The 19,948-nt window shown below is 63.5% G+C and carries 18 protein-coding genes; 4 read left to right on the top strand and 14 right to left on the bottom strand.

The window, feature by feature from the left end:
- Positions 1-137 precede the first annotated feature (137 nt).
- On the bottom strand, positions 138-950 hold the full coding sequence (gene phnX, locus AC1DXM_RS27510) for a phosphonoacetaldehyde hydrolase (protein WP_477238073.1): 813 nt from the start codon (positions 948-950) through the stop codon (positions 138-140).
- A complete protein-coding gene (locus AC1DXM_RS27515) occupies positions 950-2,110 on the bottom strand; it encodes a TIGR03364 family FAD-dependent oxidoreductase (protein WP_477238075.1) in 1,161 nt (386 codons plus the stop codon). The genes phnX and AC1DXM_RS27515 overlap by 1 nt, the downstream gene beginning before the upstream one ends.
- Before the next feature lie 190 nt (positions 2,111-2,300).
- Here AC1DXM_RS27515 and AC1DXM_RS27520 point away from each other — a divergent pair, with 190 nt between their 5' ends.
- Positions 2,301-3,485, top strand: a complete 1,185-nt coding sequence (locus tag AC1DXM_RS27520) for an amino acid aminotransferase (protein WP_477238077.1) — start codon at positions 2,301-2,303, stop codon at positions 3,483-3,485.
- 80 nt (positions 3,486-3,565) lie between these two features.
- Positions 3,566-4,390 carry a nucleoside triphosphate pyrophosphohydrolase gene (gene mazG / locus AC1DXM_RS27525; protein ID WP_477238079.1) on the top strand — a complete coding sequence of 275 codons (825 nt, stop codon included), beginning with the start codon at positions 3,566-3,568 and terminating at the stop codon, positions 4,388-4,390.
- Between the two features lie 6 nt (positions 4,391-4,396).
- Here the strand turns inward: mazG and hflX are convergent, their stop codons facing one another.
- From hflX to dusB, 8 genes are all read right to left on the bottom strand, one after another.
- Positions 4,397-5,788, bottom strand: coding sequence for a GTPase HflX (gene hflX / locus AC1DXM_RS27530; protein ID WP_477238081.1), 1,392 nt, complete (start codon positions 5,786-5,788; stop codon positions 4,397-4,399).
- On the bottom strand, positions 5,789-6,034 hold the full coding sequence (gene hfq / locus AC1DXM_RS27535; RefSeq protein WP_006202172.1) for an RNA chaperone Hfq: 246 nt from the start codon (positions 6,032-6,034) through the stop codon (positions 5,789-5,791).
- Between the two features lie 145 nt (positions 6,035-6,179).
- On the bottom strand, positions 6,180-7,040 hold the full coding sequence (locus AC1DXM_RS27540) for a D-amino-acid transaminase (protein ID WP_477238083.1): 861 nt from the start codon (positions 7,038-7,040) through the stop codon (positions 6,180-6,182).
- A gap of 217 nt (positions 7,041-7,257) precedes the next feature.
- On the bottom strand, positions 7,258-8,619 hold the full coding sequence (gene ntrX, locus AC1DXM_RS27545) for a nitrogen assimilation response regulator NtrX (protein WP_112561767.1): 1,362 nt from the start codon (positions 8,617-8,619) through the stop codon (positions 7,258-7,260).
- Entirely contained in the window at positions 8,609-10,897 is a 2,289-nt protein-coding gene (locus tag AC1DXM_RS27550) for a sensor histidine kinase NtrY-like (RefSeq protein ID WP_477238085.1), read from the bottom strand. The genes ntrX and AC1DXM_RS27550 overlap by 11 nt, the downstream gene beginning before the upstream one ends.
- Before the next feature lie 143 nt (positions 10,898-11,040).
- On the bottom strand, positions 11,041-12,498 hold the full coding sequence (gene ntrC / locus AC1DXM_RS27555) for a nitrogen regulation protein NR(I) (protein ID WP_112561769.1): 1,458 nt from the start codon (positions 12,496-12,498) through the stop codon (positions 11,041-11,043).
- Entirely contained in the window at positions 12,495-13,637 is a 1,143-nt protein-coding gene (locus tag AC1DXM_RS27560) for a two-component system sensor histidine kinase NtrB (RefSeq protein ID WP_477238088.1), read from the bottom strand. Before AC1DXM_RS27560 ends, ntrC begins: the two co-directional genes overlap by 4 nt.
- Complete coding sequence (dusB, locus tag AC1DXM_RS27565; RefSeq protein WP_477238090.1) at positions 13,634-14,662, bottom strand: tRNA dihydrouridine synthase DusB; 1,029 nt, start codon at positions 14,660-14,662, stop codon at positions 13,634-13,636. The genes AC1DXM_RS27560 and dusB overlap by 4 nt, the downstream gene beginning before the upstream one ends.
- A gap of 139 nt (positions 14,663-14,801) precedes the next feature.
- Here dusB and AC1DXM_RS27570 point away from each other — a divergent pair, with 139 nt between their 5' ends.
- Together AC1DXM_RS27570 and AC1DXM_RS27575 are read left to right on the top strand one after the other, a co-directional pair.
- Positions 14,802-16,025: a bifunctional 2-C-methyl-D-erythritol 4-phosphate cytidylyltransferase/2-C-methyl-D-erythritol 2,4-cyclodiphosphate synthase gene (locus tag AC1DXM_RS27570; protein ID WP_477238092.1), complete on the top strand. Its 1,224-nt coding sequence runs from the start codon at positions 14,802-14,804 to the stop codon at positions 16,023-16,025.
- Positions 16,022-16,531: a CinA family protein gene (locus tag AC1DXM_RS27575; protein WP_477238094.1), complete on the top strand. Its 510-nt coding sequence runs from the start codon at positions 16,022-16,024 to the stop codon at positions 16,529-16,531. Before AC1DXM_RS27570 ends, AC1DXM_RS27575 begins: the two co-directional genes overlap by 4 nt.
- On the opposite strand, the gene AC1DXM_RS27580 is transcribed toward AC1DXM_RS27575, so the two are convergent.
- The 4 genes from AC1DXM_RS27580 to lpdA form a co-directional block, all read right to left on the bottom strand.
- A complete protein-coding gene (locus tag AC1DXM_RS27580) occupies positions 16,507-16,965 on the bottom strand; it encodes a type II toxin-antitoxin system RatA family toxin (RefSeq protein WP_477238096.1) in 459 nt (152 codons plus the stop codon). The two genes, AC1DXM_RS27575 and AC1DXM_RS27580, sit on opposite strands and share 25 nt — an antisense overlap.
- Before the next feature lie 64 nt (positions 16,966-17,029).
- Entirely contained in the window at positions 17,030-17,995 is a 966-nt protein-coding gene (gene lipA, locus AC1DXM_RS27585; RefSeq protein WP_477238098.1) for a lipoyl synthase, read from the bottom strand.
- Between the two features lie 127 nt (positions 17,996-18,122).
- Positions 18,123-18,380, bottom strand: coding sequence for a GlsB/YeaQ/YmgE family stress response membrane protein (locus tag AC1DXM_RS27590; RefSeq protein ID WP_477238100.1), 258 nt, complete (start codon positions 18,378-18,380; stop codon positions 18,123-18,125).
- 102 nt (positions 18,381-18,482) lie between these two features.
- Positions 18,483-19,931, bottom strand: coding sequence for a dihydrolipoyl dehydrogenase (gene lpdA, locus AC1DXM_RS27595; protein ID WP_477238102.1), 1,449 nt, complete (start codon positions 19,929-19,931; stop codon positions 18,483-18,485).
- Positions 19,932-19,948: the final 17 nt, after the last annotated feature.

The following is a 19,948-nucleotide window of genomic DNA, read 5'->3' on the forward strand; positions in this document are numbered from 1 at the left end:
CAGGACTGCGATCAACGGCTCTGATCAATCCGGCGCCGCCAAGGCCCGCGTCGCCGGCATGCTGGCGGTCGACCTGTCTGGTCGCTAACCGACGGACCGCCCGCTGGCGACGGATTGACTGCTTGGCGGCTGCTCCCTCAGGGCCGCTCGCCGCGCCGAAGCCTGCCCTCGATTACCGCAATCACCGGCAGCAGATCGGCAACCCCGTTTACGACATAGTGTGCGCCGGCGGCACTGAGCCTGGCCGAGGCTTCGGCGCGCTTGGTGCGGAAAACTTCCGGCGCCATTGCCTGCGTTTCCGCCAGTGAGTGGCCGAAGACGTTGCCGGTGACCGACACGCCGACCGTCCAGGCGCCGGCATTGATGCCTTCCGAAATACCGACCTCGGTGTCGTCGACCTTGACGCTGAGCCATGGCGGATAGACGCCGAGTTCGGTCAGCGCCTTCCACAGCATGAACGGCGTCGGCCTGCCGTCCGGCGTGTCGCCGGTGCAGACCAGGCAATCCGGTGCAAAACCATGCGCGGCCGCTCCCGGCAGGATCTCGGCCATGATGTCGCGTGTGTAGCCGGTGGTCGAGCCGAGCTTGAGGCCGTGCGCGCGCAGCGTCGCGACCACGTCGGCAACGCCGGGAATGACATCGGAAAAGCGAGCCGCGACCGCCCGGTTTTTCGGCACGAAGATATCGTAGACGGCGTCGATGTCGGCCTCGGTCGGCGCACGTCCATGCTGTTTGGCCCAGGCGGCCGAGATCCTCGGCAGCGCCATAAGCGTGGCAATGTGCGGGCGCTTGGCCATGCCCATCGGTCCGCGCGCCTCCTCGATGCTGATGGCAACGCCGAATTCCTGGAACGCTTCGACGAAGACGCCCCTCGGCGCCAGCGAGCCATGATCGACAACGGTGCCGGCCCAGTCGAAAACGACGGCGCGAAGCAGGTGCTGGGGGGTCATCAGGCGATCTTTCTGGCGTCTGCAGTGGTTGAACCGAAGAGGTCGTCGATCACCTCTTCGGCGATGGCGAACGACGTCGAGGCGCCGGTGCCGCTGGTGATCATCACCATGCGCACATTCTCCTGTGGAGCGTCGGCAAACATCGTGTGGTCGGCAGCCGAGGCATAGATGCCGGTCCAGCGCTCCAGCACCCGCGGCGGCGCGCCGCCAAAGACAGCGCTGAACTCTTCCAGGATGATTTCGTCGACCCGCTCCGAGGCGAACGGGTCGGGCGTCGCTGCGTAATGGTGCGAATCGCCGACCACCAGCGTGCCGTCGGCGCTCTGCACGACGATCAGGTGCACGCCATTGACCAGCGCGTGGCGTTGATCGCTTTCGAGTCGGCGCCGCAAGGCTGTCGCTTCAGGCAGGGCGCCGAAGCCGGTATAGCGCGCAAGCCCGAGATCCGACATCACCGGAGATGGAAGCCGGAAGCCGGGATCGGCAAGGCGCATCATCTGCAATTTGCAGCGCCGGACGCCGTAGAGCGCAATACGCTCGGGATAGAGCGTCGCCAGATCGTCGCCAGGGCAGACAATCACCTTGTCTGCGCGAACTGTGCCGCGGCTGGTCTCGATGGCTGGCGGCTCGATGCCGCGCACTGCCGTTTCGCGCCGGAACTCGACGCCGCGCTGTTCGGCGAGGAATGCAGCAAGGCGCGGAATTGCCTCACGCGATTCAACACGTACCTCGTGCGGGCTCCACAGGGCGCCGGCAAAGTCCTGCCCGGCAAGCTGTGGGTATTGGCGGCGCAAATCATCCGGTTCGAGCAGCGAACACCCCTCGCCCATCTCGGTCCGCAGGAACGCTTCGACGACGCTGCGCGCCTCGGGACGACGCGCGACGACGACCGTGCCGCGCTGGAGGATGTCGATGCCGGCCGGCCCGGCCACTTCCTGCCAGATGTCGCGCGAGCGCATGGCGCGCCGCCACACCTGGACGCGTTCCTGGCCGCTCACCGTGACGAAGCCGAAATTGCGCACCGAGGCGCCGTTGGCCTGCGCATCACGGTCGATAACGACGACAGAAAGGCCGCGACGGACGGCAGCGAGCGCATGCGCAAGACCGACAATGCCGGCTCCGACAATGGCGAGATCGAATTTGTCTTGCTGGCTCATCATTGTCCTTTCGCCGCAATGCTTTGTCCGTCCCGGCTAAGCTATTCAAACTACGACCATGTGACAGGAACGTGTAGGCGCGATTTCGGCGGCAACGATGGGCCTGGCGAGGCTTTCCGTCTGGTGCACATGAAAGCGCTGGCGAAGCCCGGCCGATTTGCGTATCAATCCGCCGCCACCGGAAACGCTCTCCATGTTCGAAACACTGCAGCCTGCTCCCGCCGACAAGATCATCGCCCTGATCGGCCTCTATCGCGCCGATCCGCGCCCCGGCAAGATCGACCTCGGCGTCGGCGTCTACAAGGACCGCGACGGCAAGACGCCGGTCATGCGCGCTTTGCGCGAGGCCGAGAAGCGGCTGTTGCAGGGCCAGGACACCAAGACCTATCTCGGTCTTCCCGGCGACACCGGCTTCAACACGGCGATGGTCAAGCTGGCCTTCGGCCCCACAGCCGACATGACGCGCATTCGCGCGGCGCAGGCGCCCGGCGGCTCCGGCGCGCTACGGCTGGTGGCCGAGCTTTTGAAGCGGACCCGCTCCGACGCAACCGTCTGGCTGTCGGACCCGACCTGGCCGAACCACCCGCCGGTGATGCGCGGCGCCGGCCTCAAGGTACGCGACTATCCGTATTTCGATGCGGCGTCCGGCGCGGTGCGTTTCGACGACATGCTGGCGGCGCTGGGTACAGCCGAGGCCGGCGACATCGTGCTGCTGCATGGCTGCTGTCACAACCCGACCGGCGCCAATCTCGACGCCGCGCAATGGGCCAAGGTCACCGACCTTGTCGTCGAGCGCGGGCTGTTGCCCTTTGTCGACATTGCCTACCAGGGCTTTGGCGAGGGTCTCGATGCCGATGCCGCCGGTCTGCGCCTGCTGGCCTCGAAGGTGCCGGAAATGGTTGTTGCCTCGAGCTGCTCGAAGAACTTTGCCGTCTACCGTGACCGCGTCGGCGCGGCGATGATCCTGGCCAGGAACAGTGCCGAGGCCGATGTGGCGATGAGCCAGATGCTGTCGGCGGCACGCGCCATGTATTCGATGCCGCCGGACCATGGCGCGGCGGCAGTGCGCATAGTGCTGGAAGACGATGGCCTTCGCGCCGATTGGGAGGCGGAGCTCGAGGAAATGCGGCTACGCATGCTGAGACTGCGCGTCCAGTTCGCCGACGCACTGCGCCGGCAATCCAATTCCGACCGCTTCGATTTCATCGCCAGCCATCGCGGCATGTTTTCAAGGCTCGGCCTCACCGAGGCACAGGTCGAACGGCTGCGGGCCGAGTACGGCGTCTACATGGTTGGCGACAGCCGCATCAACGTCGCCGGCCTGCCCGAGGACGGCATGGACGATCTCGCCAAGGCGGTTGTCTCGGTGCTCGACTGATACGGCTCGGCTGTGGACAAGGCTAGGCTACCGGCTGACAGCGTTGGCCGAGCGACGGGGAGCGGGATAGCATTCGCCGCATGACGCCATCCAAAGACATTTCCCGGCTGATCGAGATCATGGCCGCGCTCCGGGCGCCGAAGACCGGCTGTCCCTGGGACATCGAGCAGGATTTCTCGACCATCGCGCCCTATACGATCGAGGAGGCCTATGAGGTGGCGGACGCCATTGCGCGCGGCAACCTCGACGATCTGCGCGATGAACTCGGCGATCTCCTGCTACAGGTCGTCTACCACGCGCAGATGGCGCAGGAGACGGGCGACTTCGCCTTCGGCGATGTGGTTGAGGCCATCACCACCAAGATGATCCGCCGCCATCCGCATGTCTTCGGCGACGAGGAGGCGCGCAGCGCCGGCATGGCCAAGGGCATGTGGGAAAAGATCAAGGCTGAGGAGAAGGCTGAAAAGCGAAGTGCCCGGCTCGCCCGCGGCCTCGACCCTGAAGACAATGGAAAAGGGTTTCTAGACAGCGTGCCGGTCGCCCTGCCCGCCCTGACCCGGGCCCTGAAACTGCAGGAGAAGGCGGCCAGGGTCGGCTTCGACTGGAGCGAGGCGGCCCCGATCCTCGACAAGATCGAGGAAGAGATCGGCGAGCTGCGCGAGGCATTGGCCAAGGGCGAAACGGCCGAGATCAAGGACGAGTTCGGCGACATGCTGTTTGCCGTCGTCAATCTGGGACGCCACCTCAAGCTCGATTCCGAAGCCGCACTCAGCGGCACCAATGAAAAGTTCCGCTCGCGCTTCCACTATGTCGAGCGCACGCTGCAGGCGTCGGGAACCACGTTGGATAAAGCCACGCTGGACGAAATGGAAGCTCTCTGGCAGCAGGCCAAGGGCAAGACGTAAGCAGGCCTATGCCCTGTTTTTGCGATGCAATCGGCTTTCGATCTCTTGCCGGGCGGTTTGCGTGGCCTTGAGCGCGATGGTCGCGCTGCCATCCTCATTGTCGGTGCGCGAAACGATGTCGCCATTGCGGTAGAGCCAGTCGACGAGGCCGAACTGCGCCGGCTCGATCGTCACCGTCAGCTCTTCCAGCTCGCCCGACATCCTGGTCTCGATCAGCGCCTTCAGCGCATCGATGCCCTCACCGGTGATCGCCGAGATGGCGATCGGCGGCGCCTTGTTGGCGTCGGCGCCATCGGCAAGCAGGCGCGCCCGGTTGCCGTCGTCGAGCAGGTCAACCTTGTTCCACACCTCGATGACCCGCTTGGCATCACCGGCATCGACGCCAAGATCGGCCAGGATGCGTTCAACGTCCTCGGCCTGCGCAGCGGTGTCCGGATCCGAGATATCGCGCAGATGGATGACGAGGTCCGCCTCGACCACCTCTTCCAGCGTGGCGCGGAAGGCGGCGACCAGATGCGTCGGCAGGTCCGAAATGAAGCCGACCGTGTCCGACAGGATGATCGGCGTGCCGTGCGGCAGCCGCACGCGGCGCAGCGTCGGGTCGAGCGTGGCAAACAGCATGTCTTCGGCCAGCACGTCGGCTCCGGTCAGCCGGTTGAACAGCGTCGACTTGCCGGCATTGGTGTAGCCGACGATCGCCACCACCGGGAACGGCACCTTCTTGCGCTTGGCGCGATGCAGGTCGCGGGTGCGGCGCACCGTTTCCAGCTCATGCTTGAGCTTGATGATCTTTTCCTGCAACTGCCGCCGGTCCGACTCGATCTGGGTTTCGCCGGGGCCGCCGAGGAAGCCGGCGCCGCCGCGCTGACGTTCAAGGTGGGTCCAGCTGCGCACCAGGCGGCCCTTCTGGTAGTTGAGATGGGCAAGCTCGACCTGCAGTGTGCCTTCCTTGGTCCGCGCGCGTTCGCCAAAAATCTCTAGGATCAACCCGGTGCGGTCCAGCACCTTGGCGTTGAATTCCTTCTCGAGATTGCGCTGCTGCACCGGCGTCAGCGGATGGTCGACGATGACCACCTCCGCGTGACCTTGCTTGACGATCTCGGCGAACTCCGCGACCTTGCCGCTGCCGAGCAAGGTTGCCGGGCGCGGGTCGTTGACGGTCACCACCGCCGTGTGGATCAGATCAAGGTTGATGGCGCGGGCAAGGCCGACCGCTTCGTCATGGCGGGCGTCGGCCGAACGCGTCAGCCGCGGACGATTTGTGTCGTCATCGCTGCGCTGGTGCCGGGTAAGCACCGGCACAATGACAACCGCCCGGGTCGGACCATTGGCTTCCGTCCCGGGGTGATGCGCTGGTTTCCCGCGAACGTTGCGGTCCGCGTCTTTCTCACGTGCCAATCAGGCGCCCTGGCTTTCCTCGCCATCGAACATCTGAACCGGCTGGCTCGGCATGATCGTGGAAATGGCATGCTTGTAGACGAGCTGGGAGTGGCCGTCGCGGCGCAGCAGAACGCAGAAATTGTCGAAGGAAGTGACCACGCCGGTCAGCTTGACGCCGTTGATGAGAAAGATGGTGAGTGGATTTTTGCTCTTGCGAACAGAATTCAGGAACAGGTCCTGAAGGTTTTGCGATCGTTCCGCCATTGTTCTTGTCTTTCGCCGATCCCCTTCGGTTTGCAGGCCAATGCGCCAAATTAGCGGGCACATGTCAAGCTTGCAAACACCCCCTTGCCGTCAGTAACGACAACCAGAACGAGATATATTGATGTGCAGTCCATCTGTGCGGTTATCAGGCTGGACTTTTTTCCGCAACGTCAAAAAAGGCTTGCCGCAAGGAAAGTGTTATTGAGCCGGGATGGCCATTGGCGACCGCTGCGCCGTCGATTGCCACCACCGGCATGGCGATTGTCGTTGCCGAACTGATGAAAGCTTCGCGCGCCGCCTTGGCCTCGGTGACCGAAAACCCGCGCTCCTCGATCTTCAAACCGAGCTTGGCCGCCACCTCGAACATGGTGGTGCGGGTGATGCCGCGCAGGATGCCGTGCTCGGCTGGCCGGGTCACCAGAACGCCGTCCCGGGTCACGATCCAGGCATTCGACGAGCCGCCTTCCTTGACGTTGCCTTCTGTATCGACGAACCAGGCTTCCTGCGCGCCGGCCTCCTTGGCCTTCTGCTTGGCCAGCACATTGGGCAGCAGGCCCGTGCTCTTGATATCGACCCGGTCCCAGCGGTTTTCCGGCACAGTGATGACCTTGATGCCGGTCTCGGCCCGCTTTGCGGCCGCCGTCGGGTCGGCCTTTCTGGCCGTAATGACCAGCGACGACAGTGTATCGGCCGGGAAAACGAAGTCGCGGCTGGCGACGCCGCGCGTCACCTGGACATAGACCAGGCCGTTGACGACCTGATTGCGCCGCACGACTTCGCGCAGGAGAAGCGGCAGCACCCCCTTGGTGACCGGCCAGTCGATCGACAGTTCGCTGAGCGAGCGGTTCAGCCGGGCAAGATGCCGCGGCATGTCGACGATAAAGCCTTGAGCCACCTCGCAGACCTCGTACACGCCGTCGGCGAATTGGTAGCCGCGATCTTCGATATGCACGGCAGCGTCGGCATGGGCGACATAGCGCCCGTTCACATAGGCAATGCGCGGCATTCAGTGATCCCTCAGAAAAGTCCCGGTATTTTTAGGCGATTCCGCCGTCGTCGTAACCGGCAATTGTATGGGCCACGATGTGTTGAGATTCAGGTCAGGCCTAGCCGAGAATGGTGGCTTCCGAGAACCGGAGCGGAGCGTACTTAAAGTACGTGAGCACCGGAAGCGCAGGAAGCCGCCCTTCGCAGGCAGGCCTCACCTGAACATCAGCGCATCGTCAGACCCCCAGCGACTTCAGCTTGCGATGCAGCGCGGAGCGCTCCATGCCGATGAACTCCGCCGTCTTCGAGATGTTGCCGCCAAAGCGGTTGATCTGGGCGATCAGATAATCCTTCTCGAACTGTTCGCGGGCTTCGCGCAGCGGCAGCGCCATGATGTGCTGGTCGGACTGGTTCGGCGTACGCGGCATGACATCGCCGATCTCGGACGGCAGAAGGTCGGCGGTGATCGGTGAATCGACATCGTCGCCGCGCGCTAGGATCATCAGCCGTTCGACATTGTTGCGCAGCTGGCGGACATTGCCCGGCCAGTTGTGCGCCTGCAGCACGGCAAGCGCGTCGTCGCCGATGCGGCGCGGCTTGATGCCGGCCTGACGCGCGATCTGCTTCATGAAATTGTCGACCAGATACGGAATGTCCTCACGCCGCTCGGCCAGGCCGGGCACCATGACCGGAACCACTGCCAGGCGGTGATAGAGGTCCTCGCGGAATCGGCCGTCAGCGATCATCGCCTCCAGGTTCTGGGAGGTTGACGAGATAATGCGGACGTCGACCTTGACCCGCTTGGTGCCGCCGACCCGCTCGAACTGCTGCTCGACCAGCACGCGCAAGATCTTGTTTTGCGTCTCGCGCGGCATGTCGGCGACTTCATCGATGTAGAGAATGCCGCGGTGGGCCTCCTCCAGCGCGCCGACCTTGCGCTCGGTGCCGTTGGATTCGGTGCCGAACAGCTCGATCTCCATGCGTTCGGGCGTGATGTTGGCAGCACTCAGCGTCACGAACGGCGCACCCTTGCGCGCCGACAGCGTGTGGATGGCGCGCGCGGCGAGCTCCTTGCCCGAACCGGACGGACCGATGATCATGACGCGGCTGTTGGTCGGCGCGACGCGCTCGATGGTCTGGCGCAACTGGCTCATCGCCGACGACATGCCGATCAGGTCAAAGGTCTCGCCGCTGCGCTGCTTGAGGTCGGAGACCTCGCGCCGCAATTTCGAGGTTTCGAGCGCCCGCTCGGCAATCAGGATCAGCCGGTCGGCCTTGAATGGCTTCTCGATGAAATCATAGGCGCCGCGGCGGATGGCCGACACCGCCGTCTCGATATTGCCGTGGCCGGAGATCATCACCACCGGCAGGCTCGGATGCATCGTCTTGATCTCGTCGAGCAGCGCCAGCCCGTCCAGGCGCGAGCCCTGCAGCCAGATGTCGAGGAAAATCAAACGCGGCGCCCGGTCGGCTATTGCCGCCAGCGCGCTGTCGGCATCGAATGCCGTGCGGGTTTCATGCCCTTCGTCGCTCAGTATGCCCGCGACGAGTTCACGGATGTCTTCCTCGTCATCGACGATGAGAATATCAGACGCCATTACCGACCTTTTCAGTTTCTCTTTCGAGTTCAGTTTCGCCTTGACCGCGTGGCGGCGCGGTAGCGGCAGCGGGTGGCAGGATGATCGAGATCATCGCGCCGCGTCCACCGTGGAAGTCCGCAGGCGCATCGTGCAGTTCGAGCCGCCCGCCATGGTCCTCCACGATCTTCTTGACGATTGCGAGGCCGAGCCCGGTGCCCTTCTCGCGCGTCGTCATATAGGGCTCGAGCAGCCTTTGGCGATTCTCGCGCGGCAAGCCTTTGCCATTGTCGATGACGTCGATTCTGATCGCGCCATTCTGCCGGGCAGCTTGAATCCGGATTATGCCGTGCGAACCGTCCTTTTGTTCCAGTCCGTCAATCGCTTCGGCGGCGTTCTTGATGACGTTGCCAAAAGCTTGCGCCATCAGGCGGCTGTCGAAAGTGCCCTTCAGCGGCTCGTTGCCGAAGACGCGTTCGAAAGCGATGTCTGCACGGCTGACCTCGACCAGGAACGACGCCTCGCGCAATGATTCGCGCAGATCGATGGCCTTCATCTCGGGCTTCGGCATGCGGGCGAAAGCGGAGAATTCGTCGACCATGCGGCCGATGTCCTCGACCTGCCGGATGATGGTGTCGGTGCACTGATCGAAAATCTCGCGGTCCTCGGTGATGACCTTGCCGAAACGGCGTTTGATGCGCTCGGCCGAGAGCTGGATCGGCGTCAACGGGTTCTTGATTTCATGCGCAATGCGCCGTGCCACGTCCGCCCAGGCCGAGGAGCGCTGGGCCTGGACCAGATCGGTGATGTCGTCGACCGTCACCACGTAGGATTTCTCCTCCAAGCCGTCATCGCCGGCCTCGATGGTGATCTGCACGTTGAAGGTTCGCTCGGCGCCAGCACGGTAGAAGGTGACCTGCTCGCGATAGACCGGCTTGCCGGATTTGCGGCCGATCTCGAAGACGCGGCCGACATGCGGCAGCACGGCCGACAGGTTCTGCCCGAGCGCTGCCGTCGCCGATATGGCCAGCATCGTTTCGGCCGACTTGTTGACGATGGTGACGATGCCATAGGGATCGACGCCGATGACGCCGGCGGTGACGCCGGCCAGCACCGCTTCCGAGAAACGCCGCCGTTCGTCGATCAAATCCTTGGCCGACAGAATCTCGTTGCGCTGCGATTTCAGCTCCAGCAGCATCTTGTTGAACGTATCGCCAAGCGAGGCGACATCACCGTCGGAAGGCCGCACCGGCACGGCGACGTCGAGATTGCCGGTGGCAACCTCGTCCGCGGCGCCGATGAGCTGGCGGATGGGCCGCACCAGACGGTCTGCCACCGCTATACCGGTCCAGATGGCCGACAGGATGATGATCAGCGTCAGCGACAGATAGGGCAGTGCGAACGCCACCTGCGAGGTCCGCCTGTTCGCTTCCAGGCCGCGATATTCCGCGGTGTTGGACTGTACGATCTGCCGCGCCTTGATCACCTCGGGATCGACGAGGCGAATGGTGTAGAGGTAGAGGCCTTCGATCTCGCGCAATTTGACGATCGCGCCCATGATGTTGCGCGTCTTCGGCTCGATCAGCACCGGTTTGCCGTCGGCCGCACTTGCCACGGCCCCTTCCGGCGGCTCCGGCATGGCGAAATTCGTATCGGTCTTGGCGCTCATGACGAAGGAGCCATCCGGCTTGATCAGCGCCGCGTGCGCCAGGGTCCTGCCCACGGCTTCCTTGTTCATCAGGTCGAGAAAGCCGGTTCGATCGAGGCCGTAAAGCGTGCGTGAAGCGTCGAGATCATAGGCCATCGACAGCGTCGTGCCCTGAAGATTGCGAGCATTTTCCTGCACATAGGCATCGGCGATCGACAGCGACGAATTGACGATCGTCTTGGTGCGGATCTCGAACCAGCGGTCGAGGCCGATATCGAGTGTGATTGAGGCAATGATGGCCACCATGATGGCCGGAATGGCGGCAACCAGCGCAAACATCGCCACGATGCGCACATGCAGCCGCGATGCCGCCTTGCCGTGCCGGCGCGCCATGACGATGCGGTGCACCTCGCGGCCGACCAGGGCGATCAGCGCAAGCACGAACGCCGCGTTGACCGCGATCAGCGTCAGCGTCGTGGCAGCGTCCGGCGTGATCGGCGTCGCGCCGACGAGGATCGCAAATGAGATTGCCGCCGTAACCAGCGCACCAGCGATTGCGACGACACCGGGCAGCGCAAGCAACCGGCGTCCATCCCTTCCGCCGGGTCTGCTGAAAAGCGGTTCGTTTGATGTAAGAGCCTGCGAAGCCATGTCGCCGTCTAAGAGCCAGTGATTGCGTCGGATGTATGCAACGCATTGTGGCGATTATGCAACAAGTGTGGCCGTGAGGGAAACTTTCGACCGCCGATCCCCTGAAAAGAGGATGACCACGCGTCACTTCGAGCGGTACGCGCTCACGATCTCGACGATTTGTAGACGTTGACCCCGAGTTCGCGAATCTTCTTGCGCAGCGTGTTGCGGTTCAAACCCAGCAATTCGGCCGCCTTGATCTGGTTGCCGCGCGTTGCCGTCATGGAAGCCAGCACCAACGGATATTCGACCTCGGACAGGATGCGCTGATAGAGGCCGGCCGGCGGCAATTCGCCGGCGAAAGAGGCAAAATAGCGCTGCAGGAAGTGCTCCACCGCCTGACCGATGGACAGATCGTCCGGGATCAGGTTGCCGCCGCCGGGAACGACCGGCCTTTCGCCTGTCTTCAGCTCGGCTTCGATGATCTCGGCGGATATTTCGTCCTGCGAGTAGAGCGCGGCAAGCCGACGCACCAGGTTTTCCAATTCGCGCACATTGCCCGGCCAGGGATAGCGCTTCATCAATTCGATGCCGCCGGTCGAAATGCGCTTGGTCTGCAAGCCTTCGCTGGCGCCGATCTTGAAGAAATGCCGCACCAGATCGGGAATGTCTTCCGACCTCTCACGCAAGCCAGGCAGCCGCAACGGCACGACATTCAGCCGATAGAACAGATCCTCGCGGAAAAGACCCTGGTTGATCAGCGTGCGCAGGTCCTTGTTGGTGGCGGCGACGATGCGCACATCCGTCTTGATCGGCGTACGCCCGCCGACCGTGGTGTATTCGCCCTGCTGCAGCACGCGCAGCAGCCGCGTCTGCGCCTCCATCGGCATGTCGCCGATCTCGTCGAGGAACAGTGTGCCGCCCTCGGCCTGCTCGAAACGGCCGGTCGAGCGGTTCTGCGCGCCGGTGAAGGCGCCCTTCTCGTGACCGAACAGTTCCGATTCGATCAGGTCGCGCGGGATCGCCGCCATGTTGATGGCGACGAACGGCCCGCCGCGGCGGCGGCCATATTCGTGCAGCGCGCGCGCCACCAGTTCCTTGCCGGTGCCGGACTCGCCCGAGATCATCACCGTCAAATCGGTCTGCATCATGCGCGCCAGCATGCGGTAGATGTCCTGCATGGCGGCCGAGCGGCCGACCAGCGGCATGGCGTCAGGCTGTTCGTCCGGCCGCGTATCGATTTTCGGCCGCCGCGGCTCGGACAGCGCCCGGTTGACGATGCTGAGCAGCTCGGTCAGGTCGAACGGCTTCGGCAGATACTCGTAAGCTCCTGTTTCAGAAGCTCGAATCGCAGTCATGAAGGTGTTCTGCGCGCTCATCACGATGACCGGCAGCTCGGGCCGCGCCTTCTTGATGCGGGGCAGCATGTCGAAGGCGTTTTCATCCGGCATGACCACGTCGGTGATGACCAGATCGCCCTCGCCGGCAGCCACCCAGCGCCACAACGTCGAGGCGTTGGAGGTCACCCGCACCTCATGGCCGACGCGCGACAGCGCCTGGTTGAGCACGGTGCGGATGGCCGCATCGTCATCGGCGACGAGAATATTGCCGCGAACCGTCATTTGCGGTCTCCTTCGCCTTCATCTGCAGTGTCGTTCGGTGCTTCTTTCCAAGCCGGCATCAGGATGCGGAAGGTGGTGCCGCGCGGCGTCGAATCGCATTCGATGATGCCGCCATGCTCGCCGACGATTTTCGCCACCAGCGCCAGCCCGAGCCCCGAGCCGTTCGGCTTGGTGGTGATGAACGGGTCGAACAGAATCGGCAGGATGTCTTCCGAAACACCCGACCCATTGTCGCGCACGCAGAATTCCAGCGGCAGTGACACACGGTCCTGCGTTCCCGGGACGGAAACGCGGATGCCCGGCCTGAACGCGGTCGACAGCACGATCTCGCCTTGCGGGTCGCCGCCGATGGCCTCGGCGGCGTTCTTGACCAGGTTGAGAAACACCTGGATCAGCTGGTCGCGGTTGGCGAAAACCGGAGGCAATGATGGATCATAGTCCTCCAATATCCTGATTCTCTTGGCAAAACCGTTCTTGGCGATCGCCTTGACGTGATCCAACACAACATGGATGTTGACGGGGTAACGGTCGATCGGCCGCTCGTCGGAAAACACCTCCATGCGGTCGACCAGCGACACGATGCGGTCGGTCTCGTCGGTGATAAGCCGGGTCAGCGCACGATCCTCGTCGGACGCCGAGAGTTCGAGCAGTTGCGCCGCACCGCGTATACCCGACAGCGGGTTCTTGATCTCGTGCGCCAGCATGGCGGCAAGGCCGGTGACCGAACGTGCAGCACCCCGATGCGTCATCTGCCGGTCGATCTTGTCGGCCATCGAGCGTTCCTGGAACATCACCACGATCGAGCCCGGGAATTCCGGCACCGGGGCAACGTAGAGGTCGACGACCTTCTCTATGCCGAGACGCGGCGACGACACGTCGACACGGTATTCATTGACCGGCGCGCGGCGCTCGCGCACCTGGTCGACCAGCTGTAACAGCGGGCTGCCGAACGGGATCAGCTTGGACAGCGTGTTGCGGGCAAGCATATTGGCGCTTGAGCGGAAGAAATCTTCCGCATCGGCATTGGCGTAGGTGATGAACCCGTCGGGATCGACCATGATCACCGGTCGGCGGATGGTGTTGAGCACGATATGGGCGGCGTCCGCCATCTCGGTGCCCGGTGCAGCAGGCGCGTTCATGCGGCACTCCGCAACGGCGCGGCTTCGCCTTCGCCGGAAAACACCTCACGCAGCAGGGCAATGACGCGGGCAGGTTCGAACGAGGTGAGGATGGCTTTGCGCCGGTCGTCAGTGACGCTGGCGGCGTGGCGTTCAAGATACCAGCCGAGATGCTTGCGCGCCTGGCGCAGGCCGCTTTCAACGCCGTAGAGCGTCAGCATGTCCTCGTAATGGGCGGCAATGTAGTCGGCCATGGCTTTCGGGCTGTCCGGCACGCCGGAGGTCGCCTCGCCCGCAGCCGTCGCCGCGATGCGACCCGCCGTCCACGGCGCGCCGTAATGCGCCCGGCCGATCATCACCGCGTCGGCGCCCGACTGCTCCAGGATTTCGGCAGCCTCCGCCGGTGATCCGACATCGCCATTGGCGACGACAGGAATTGAGACGGCGTCCTTGATTCGGGCGATCGCGCTCCAATCGGCCTTGCCTTGATAGAACTGGCAGCGCGTGCGGCCATGCACCGTCACCATTTTGACGCCGGCCTCTTCAGCACGGCGCGCCAGAGCCGGCGCGTTGAGGGCATTCTCGTCCCAGCCGAGCCGCATCTTGACCGTGACCGGCACCTGCACCGCGCCGACCACCGCTTCGATCAGCGACAGCGCGTGGTCGAGATCGCGCATCAGCGCCGAGCCGGCATAGCCGCCGGTCACCTTCTTGGCCGGGCAGCCCATATTGATGTCGATGATGTCGGCGCCCTCGCCGGCAGCGATGCGCGCGCCCTCGGCCATATGCGAGGCCTCACGGCCGGCGAGCTGGACCATGTGGACGGGCAGCCCGGAATGACGAATGCGGAGGTCGCAGCCGGCCCTGCCCTTGGCAAGCTCGCCGCTCGCCACCATTTCCGACACGACCAGGCCCGCGCCATGCGCGTAGGCGCGCTGCCGGAACGGCTCGTCCGTTATTCCCGACATCGGCGCAAGGAACACGCGGTTGCGGATCGTCACGCCGCCGACATCGAGCGGCAAAGCCAATTTTGTCACTTCAGGCATGCACAAAAACCAAGCATATCGGATTGCTGCACATTCTCTAGCCATAAGAAAGGCATTGTGCAACGCGCAATGACGTCACATTGCGGCGCATTTGGGAAAATGCTGGCCTTAGCCATGAGCCGCGACTAAGCCTCTCGGCATGACAGAAGCAAGCGAAAAACTGGCCGGGCCGGCGACCGACAAGGTCGGCGTGGTCATCGTCGCCGCCGGCCGCGGCGCGCGCGCCGGACAGGCCGACGGGCCGAAACAATATCAGAGCATCGGCGGCCGCGCCGTTATTGCGCGCACGCTGGAGACATTCCTGGCGCACCCTGAGATTGGCCCAATCGTCGTCGCCATCCACGCCGATGACCGCGCGCTGTTCGACAAGGCAGCCGGCGCCAATGCCGAACGGGTCACCATCGTGGTCGGCGGTGAATCGCGCCAAGCCTCGGTTCGGCTCGGGCTGCTGGCGGTGAGAGACCATGCGCCGGGCCGCGTCCTGGTGCACGATGGAGTGCGGCCGTTTGTCGACGCAGCCCTTATCGACCGCACCATCGCGGCCATTGGCGAGCGCCAGGGTGCGCTGCCGGCGCTGCCCGTCGCAGACACACTGAAGCGCGAATCGGCCACCGGCATGATCGAGGAGACGGTGCCGAGGGCGGGCCTTCATGCTGCACAAACGCCGCAAGGCTTTCCGTTCTGGCCGCTGCTCGCGGCGCACGAAAAGGCCCATCATCTCGGCAAGACGGATTTCACCGACGATGCCGCGATCGCCGAATGGGCGCATATTCCGGTCAAAATCGTCCAGGGGTCGCCGGACAATGTCAAACTCACCTGGGCAAGGGATATTGCGATGGCGGATCAGCGGCTTACCGGCGAACGTTTTCCCGACATCCGCACCGGCAATGGCTATGACGTGCATGCCTTCGAAGCCGGCGACCATGTCACCTTGTGCGGCGTCGCCATTCCGCACGGCAAAAAGCTGTCGGGACATTCGGACGCCGATGTCGGCCTGCACGCGCTGACCGACGCGCTGCTTGCCACCTGCGGCGCCGGCGACATCGGCACGCATTTCCCGCCCTCCGATCCGCAATGGAAGGGAGCGGCTTCAAAAATTTTCGTCGAACATGCGGCAAAGCTGGTGCGGGCGCGCGGCGGGCGCATCGCCAATGCCGACATCACGCTGATCTGCGAAGCGCCGCGCGTCGGCCCGCATCGCGAGGCCATGACCAAGGCCTTATCGGCAATGCTGGGCATTTCCAGCGATCGCATCTCGATCAAGGCGACGACCAATGAAAAACTCGGCTTTGTCGGCCGCGAGGAAGGCATTGCCGCCATCGCCACCGCGAGCGTCGTCTTCCCCGGGGACGTGCCGGCATGAGCAATAGCGATCTCGCCAACGCCCTGCTCCAGGCCTGCCAGAAGCGCGGCATCATGCTGGCGACCGCCGAAAGCTGCACCGGTGGCATGATCATCGCCGCCCTCACCGACATTGCCGGCTCGTCGGCGGTGGTCGACCGCGGCCTCATCACCTATTCCAACGAAGCCAAGATGGAGATGCTCGGGGTCTCGGCGGCCACGCTTCAAGCGCACGGCGCCGTCTCGCGCGAAACGGTTCTGGAGATGGCGGCCGGCGCGCTCACGCGCTCGCGCGCCGGGCTGGCGCTTGCCGTCACGGGCATAGCAGGCCCGGGCGGCGGCTCGCCGGAAAAGCCGGTCGGCCTGGTCTGGTTCGGGGTGGCGCTCAAGGGAGGGCCGGTGGCTGCAGAGCTCAATATGTTTGCCGACAATGGCCGCGACTTCATCCGCCGCGAGACGGTCAGGCACGCGCTGGAGATCGGCCTGCGTGCGCTCGGCGACACTCACGAGATGGGCGTCGTTCCGTAGATGACGTCGGCGCGCTTCTCGAACGCTTCGGAAAACATTCGGAAGGCGCGGTCGAACATGGTGCCCATCAGTGCGCCGAGAATGCGGCTCTTGAACTCGTAGTCGATGAAGAAATGAACTTCGCAGCCGCCGTCGGCCGGATCGAAGCGCCAGATATTGCTGAGATATTTGAACGGCCCATCGATGTATTTGACGTCGATGGTGTTCTCGTCCGGCTTCAACAGCACCTGCGTCGTAAAGGTCTCGCGGATCGCCTTGTAGCCTATGCTCATATCGGCGATGAGAATGGTGCGGCCTTCACGCTCCTTGCGCGAGCGCACCGTCAGCGCCTCGCACAGCGGCAGAAATTCAGGATAGGTCTCGATACCGGCGACCAGCGCAAACATCTGCTTCGGCGTGTGGGCAACGCGGCGAGTGGCTTCGAATTTGGGCATTAATGCATGTCGCTCAAAAGTGGCCCCGGTTTTGAGAAAACGACATGCATCACTTAGAGCAGGATTAGCTGGCTTTTTTGAGCTGCGCCTCGCGCGCCGCCCGCAACCTGGCGAAATCGTCGCCGGCGTGATGCGAGGAACGCGTCAGCGGGCTCGACGCCACCAGCAGGAAACCTTTGGTCTTGCCGATCGTCGCGAAGGAGCTGAATTCCTCCGGCGTCACGAAGCGGATCACCGGATGGTGCTTCTTTGACGGCTGCAGATACTGGCCGATGGTCATGAAGTCGACATTTGCCGAGCGAAGATCGTCCATCAGCTGCAGGATCTCGTTCCGTTCTTCGCCGAGGCCAACCATGATTCCGGACTTGGTGAAGATCGAGGGATCGAGCTCCTTGACCCGCTGCAACAGCCGGATCGAGTGGAAATACCGCGCACCCGGCCGCACCGTCAGATAGTTCGACGGCACCGTTTCGAGATTGTGGTTGAAGACGTCGGGCTTGGCCGCCACCACAATCTCCAGCGCGCCGTCCTTGCGCAGGAAATCGGGGGTCAGTATTTCGATCGTGGTCAAAGGCGTTGCCGCCCGGATGGCGCGGATGACCTCGGCGAAGTGCTGCGCGCCGCCATCGGCGAGATCGTCGCGGTCGACCGAAGTGATGACGACATGGGTCAGCCCCATCTGCTTGACGGCATGCGCGACGCGCGCCGGCTCATCGGCATCGAGCGCGGTCGGGATACCAGTGGCGACATTGCAGAAGGCGCAGGCGCGCGTGCAGATCTCGCCCATGATCATGAAGGTGGCGTGCTTCTTTTCCCAGCACTCGCCGATATTGGGGCAGCCGGCCTCTTCACATACCGTGACCAGCTTGTGCGACTTCACGATTTCGCGTGTTTCGGCATAGCCCTTGGACACCGGCGCCTTGACGCGGATCCAGTCGGGCTTGCGCAGCACGTCCTGGTCGGGCTTGTGCGCCTTTTCGGGATGCCGCAGGCGCGGCGCGTTGGCGATCGTGTCGAGAACAGTGACCATCTCAAACCTGACTTGTTGGCGTCCGCCCGTCGGCGTCAGCCGTTAGAACGTCACTTAAGACTTTTCGGGGCAAAGAAAAAGACCGCGGCAGCGCATGCCGCCACAGCCTTTTTCGCATAGCGGCTCTCTAGCGGCGTATAAGCCGACCCGCAAAGATTAGCAGGCAGGCGCCGATGAAGGCCGTGATCAGATAAGCCCACCGGCCGGCACCGAAGTCGCCGACTTCGAGAGCCTGCAATATCGCGTTCAGAACCACCGCGCCGACAATGCCCATTACTATGTTCATGAAGATGCCGGTGTTGCTCTTCATGACCATCTCGGCCAGCCACCCGGCCAAGCCGCCGATGATAATCGCTGAGATCCAGCCGACGCCATTCATGTGCATATGCCAACTCCTCCAGTGTCAGGTGAAAATGCATCCGGAAACGAACTGTCTTGCCGCAAGGTTCCTCCGGCGTATGCGTCTGAGTCTCGCGGCAGCAATTTATCATGCGTTGAGCGCGCGCCCATAGGCGTCGAGCACGCTTTCCTTCATCATCTCCGACAGCGTCGGATGCGGGAAGATGGTGTGCATCAGCTCTTCTTCCGTCGTTTCCAGGTTCATCGCCACGACAAAACCCTGGATCAGCTCCGTCACTTCGGCGCCCACCATATGCGCACCGAGCAACTGGCCAGTCTTCTTGTCGAAGATGGTCTTGATGAAACCCTGGTCCTCGCCAAGCGCGATCGCCTTGCCGTTGGCGCCGAACTGGAAGCGGCCGACACGGATGTCCTTGCCTTCGGCCTTGGCCTTGGCTTCGGTCAGACCGACCGAGGCGACCTGCGGGTTGCAGTAGGTGCAGCCCGGGATCTTCAGCTTGTCTGTCGCATGCACGCCAGGGAAGTTGGCGATCTTTTCGACGCAGACCACGCCTTCATGCTCGGCCTTGTGGGCAAGCATCGGCGGTCCGGCGACATCGCCGATGGCGTAAATCCCAGGCACATTGGTCTTGCCGTAACCGTCGACGACGACACAGCCGCGGTCAGTCTTCACGCCGAGCGTCTCAAGTCCGAGGTTCTCGATATTGCCCTGCACACCGACAGCCGAGATCATGCGGTCGGCGGTGATCTTTTCGACCTTGCCGTCCTTCATCTCGACATGTGCAGTGACGGAGTTCGCACCTTTCTCGACCTTGGTCACCTTGGCTTCGAGGATGATCTTCATGCCTTGCTTCTCGAACTGCTTCTGCGCGAATTTCGAGACCTCGGCATCTTCGACCGGCATCACCGCCGGCAACAGCTCGACCACCGTCACCTCGGCGCCCATGGTGCGATAGAAGGAGGCGAACTCGATGCCGATGGCGCCGGAGCCCATCACCAGCAGGGACTTCGGCATTTCCTTCGGCACCATCGCTTCGAAATAGGTCCAGATCAGTTTGCCGTCCGGCTCGATGCCGGGCAGCGCGCGCGGCCTGGCGCCGGTGGCGAGGATGATGTGCTTGGCGGTGTAGGTGCCCTCGCCCTTGACGCCCTTCGGCACCGGTGGTTGCGGCTCCATCGGCTTCTTGGCTGTCTTGGAGACAACGATCTCACCCGGCTTCGAAAGCTTGGCCTCGCCCCAGATGACGTCGACCTTGTTCTTCTTCATCAGGAAGGCGACGCCGCCATTCAGCCTGAGCGACACTTTGCGCGAGCGGTCGACGACGGCCGCGGTATCGGCGCTGACCTTGCCGCCTTCGAGTTTCAGCCCGTAATCCTTGAGATGGTCCGAATAGTGCATGATCTCGGCCGAGCGCAGCAGTGCCTTGGTCGGGATGCAGCCCCAGTTGAGGCAGATGCCGCCGAGATGCTCGCGCTCGACAATCGCCGTCTTGAAGCCGAGCTGGGCGGAGCGCACCGCCGTGACATAGCCGCCGGGGCCTGAGCCGATGATGATGACGTCGTAGGATTCTGCCACGGGGTTTCTCCCTGATT

The sequence above is a fragment of the Mesorhizobium sp. P3_A2 genome (assembly GCF_056403115.1).

Coding starts and splice junctions, on each gene's coding strand:
- AC1DXM_RS27560 (WP_477238088.1), bottom strand. CDS start 13,637: ATGAACGCGCCTGCTGCACCGGGCACCGAGATGGCGGACGCCGCCCAT.
- hfq (WP_006202172.1), bottom strand. CDS start 6,034: ATGGCGGAACGATCGCAAAACCTTCAGGACCTGTTCCTGAATTCTGTT.
- ntrX (WP_112561767.1), bottom strand. CDS start 8,619: ATGGCGTCTGATATTCTCATCGTCGATGACGAGGAAGACATCCGTGAA.
- AC1DXM_RS27520 (WP_477238077.1), top strand. CDS start 2,301: ATGTTCGAAACACTGCAGCCTGCTCCCGCCGACAAGATCATCGCCCTG.
- ntrC (WP_112561769.1), bottom strand. CDS start 12,498: ATGACGGTTCGCGGCAATATTCTCGTCGCCGATGACGATGCGGCCATC.
- mazG (WP_477238079.1), top strand. CDS start 3,566: ATGACGCCATCCAAAGACATTTCCCGGCTGATCGAGATCATGGCCGCG.
- AC1DXM_RS27570 (WP_477238092.1), top strand. CDS start 14,802: ATGACAGAAGCAAGCGAAAAACTGGCCGGGCCGGCGACCGACAAGGTC.
- lipA (WP_477238098.1), bottom strand. CDS start 17,995: ATGGTCACTGTTCTCGACACGATCGCCAACGCGCCGCGCCTGCGGCAT.
- phnX (WP_477238073.1), bottom strand. CDS start 950: ATGACCCCCCAGCACCTGCTTCGCGCCGTCGTTTTCGACTGGGCCGGC.
- AC1DXM_RS27590 (WP_477238100.1), bottom strand. CDS start 18,380: ATGCACATGAATGGCGTCGGCTGGATCTCAGCGATTATCATCGGCGGC.
- AC1DXM_RS27550 (WP_477238085.1), bottom strand. CDS start 10,897: ATGGCTTCGCAGGCTCTTACATCAAACGAACCGCTTTTCAGCAGACCC.
- AC1DXM_RS27580 (WP_477238096.1), bottom strand. CDS start 16,965: ATGCCCAAATTCGAAGCCACTCGCCGCGTTGCCCACACGCCGAAGCAG.
- dusB (WP_477238090.1), bottom strand. CDS start 14,662: ATGCCTGAAGTGACAAAATTGGCTTTGCCGCTCGATGTCGGCGGCGTG.
- AC1DXM_RS27540 (WP_477238083.1), bottom strand. CDS start 7,040: ATGCCGCGCATTGCCTATGTGAACGGGCGCTATGTCGCCCATGCCGAC.
- AC1DXM_RS27515 (WP_477238075.1), bottom strand. CDS start 2,110: ATGATGAGCCAGCAAGACAAATTCGATCTCGCCATTGTCGGAGCCGGC.
- AC1DXM_RS27575 (WP_477238094.1), top strand. CDS start 16,022: ATGAGCAATAGCGATCTCGCCAACGCCCTGCTCCAGGCCTGCCAGAAG.